Origin of the sequence: Neobacillus drentensis, from assembly GCF_036966985.1 — a bacterium.
GTDB classification, from domain to species: Bacteria; Bacillota; Bacilli; order Bacillales; family Cytobacillaceae; genus Neobacillus; species Neobacillus drentensis_E.
In genome coordinates this window covers 3,045-5,292 of the sequence record NZ_JBALSN010000283.1, presented here as the reverse complement: position 1 = coordinate 5,292, position 2,248 = coordinate 3,045, and the positions used below count along the sequence as shown (strand labels likewise).

Genomic DNA, 2,248 nt, shown 5'->3' with positions numbered 1-2,248 from the left:
ATTGGTCCCAATGGTGCTGGAAAAACGACTTGTTTTAATCTGATAAGTGGCTTTTTACCACCATCAGAGGGAGAAGTAATTTTCAACGGTACCAATATAACTAAATTGAATGCCCATCAGACTGCATCATTAGGAATGGTTCGAACTTTTCAGCATACAAGCGTGTTTTCAGAACTTTCTGTGTTAGATAACATTCTGACGGGGCAGCATTTGGAAGTGAAGGGATTATTAAAATACGCCTTTACTAATCGGAAAAAGTACATCGAAGAGGAAAATAAGAGTAAACAAAGAGCAATTGAAATATTAAAGCTAATGGAATTAGAAGATAAGCAAGAAAAACAAGCGAAAAGTCTTCCGTATGGTGAACAAAGAAAGCTAGAAATTGCGATTGCCCTAGCTGCTAATCCAAAATTATTACTATTGGATGAGCCAGCAGCAGGCATGAATGAAACGGAGTCCGCTAAACTAGTTCAAATTATTAAAAAACTAAAAACAAAAGGCCTTACAGTTTTAATTGTGGAACATGATATGAAGGTTGTAATGAATCTTTGTGATTATATTGTTGTTCTAGATCAGGGTGCAAAATTAGCGGAAGGCACTCCAAAGGAGATTAGTAATAATTCTAAGGTAATCGAGGTTTATCTTGGTACTCCTGATGAGGATCACCACACAAAAGAGGAAGGAAGTGTGGAATTTGCTTAAGTTAAAGGACGTTCATGTTTCATATGGTCCTATTAAAGCGGTTAAAGGAATATCTCTCCATATTAATGAAGGAGAAATGATTGCCTTAATTGGTGCAAATGGAGCGGGCAAGAGTACAACACTTAAGGCAATTGCAGGGATTGAACCAATAGAATCGGGTGAAATAAATTATTATGGAGAAAATATTTCAAATTCTCCATATTATAAGACCAACAATCTTGGGATTACGCTTGTCCCAGAAGGACGACAATTGTTCCCTGATATGACAGTAAAAGAAAATCTTGAAATGGGATACAAGAAATCGAAAAAAGGTGCAAGTTTGCGAGAGTTACTGGAAAAGGTCTATGAATATTTTCCAGATGTGTACATGAAAAGGAATGAACTTGCCAGCAGTTTAAGCGGTGGACAGCAGCAAATGGTAGCCATTGGGAGAGGAATCATGTCAGAGCCTAAGCTCTTGATGTTTGATGAGCCCTCATTAGGTTTAAGTCCTGTGTTAGTACAAAATGTAGTCAGTATTATTCGGACCTTGCATGAGAAAGGCCATAGTATATTGCTAGTAGAACAAAATGCGAACTTGGCCTTAAAAATGGCAGATAGAGGCTATGTTTTAGAGATGGGAAGAATAGTCCTTGAAGACAAGGCTAGTTCTTTATTAAAGAATGAGGAAATTAAAGCTGCATATTTGGGACTCTAATAATCTAATGTGTCATTGCATATTATTTTAAGGGTAAAAAACTAGATTCCAAGAATAAGGATGGAGTGATTACTATGCATTTGCGTCTGACAGACGAACAGAAAATGGTGCAAAAAACAATTAGAAGATTTGTAGAAAAAGAATTAATACCACTAGAAAACGATGTTCTTAGAAATGAACGCGAAGGCAAACCAAGTCTACCGCCAGGGAAATTGAAAGAGCTGCAATTAAAGGCTAAAGAAGCTGGGTTCTGGGGAATTAATACTCCAGAGCAATATGGCGGTGCCGATTTAGGTCAGATGATGATGGCAATTGTATTAATGGAAGTTTCCAAAACATTCGTTCCTTTTTCTTTCGGCGGTTCTGCTGATAATATCCTTTACTATGCGAATGAAGAACAAAAGAAGAAATATCTCATTCCAACTATCAATGGTGATAAGAAGTCCTGCTTTGCGATGACCGAACCTGGCGCAGGCTCAGATACACAGAATATCAAAATGACGGCCGTTAAAGATGGTAGTGAATGGGTCCTTAATGGTGAAAAGACTTTTATTACAGGCGGAAATGAAGCAGATTTCGTAATGGCAATTGCCATTACTGATAAACAAAAGCATCAGGAGACTCGTGGACGTGAAGGCGTAACCTGCTTTATTGTTGACCGTGAAATGGGCTGGAAATCTGAGTATATACATACTATGGGTGAATGGGGTCCAGCTGGTTTGGTTTTTGATAATGTTCGTGTTCCGGAGGAAAATATCCTCGGTGAACTTCACAAAGGCTATAACCTTGGATTAGAATGGATTGGTTTTGCAAGATGGATCGTGGGTGCAAGGGCTGTCGGTGCTGCAG

General features: G+C 38.4%; 2 protein-coding genes and 1 pseudogene. All 3 read left to right on the top strand.

Annotation, left to right across the window (positions count from 1 at the left end; translation table 11 throughout):
- A pseudogene (locus V7659_RS18815) lies at positions 1-702 on the top strand (ABC transporter ATP-binding protein); the annotation flags it as partial.
- Positions 686-1,399, top strand: a complete 714-nt coding sequence (locus V7659_RS18810; RefSeq protein ID WP_306573013.1) for an ABC transporter ATP-binding protein — start codon at positions 686-688, stop codon at positions 1,397-1,399. The pseudogene V7659_RS18815 and the gene V7659_RS18810, both read left to right, overlap by 17 nt.
- Positions 1,400-1,473: 74 nt before the next feature.
- Positions 1,474-2,248: acyl-CoA dehydrogenase family protein (locus V7659_RS18805; RefSeq protein ID WP_335541347.1), on the top strand; the 775-nt coding region annotated here is incomplete at its 3' end.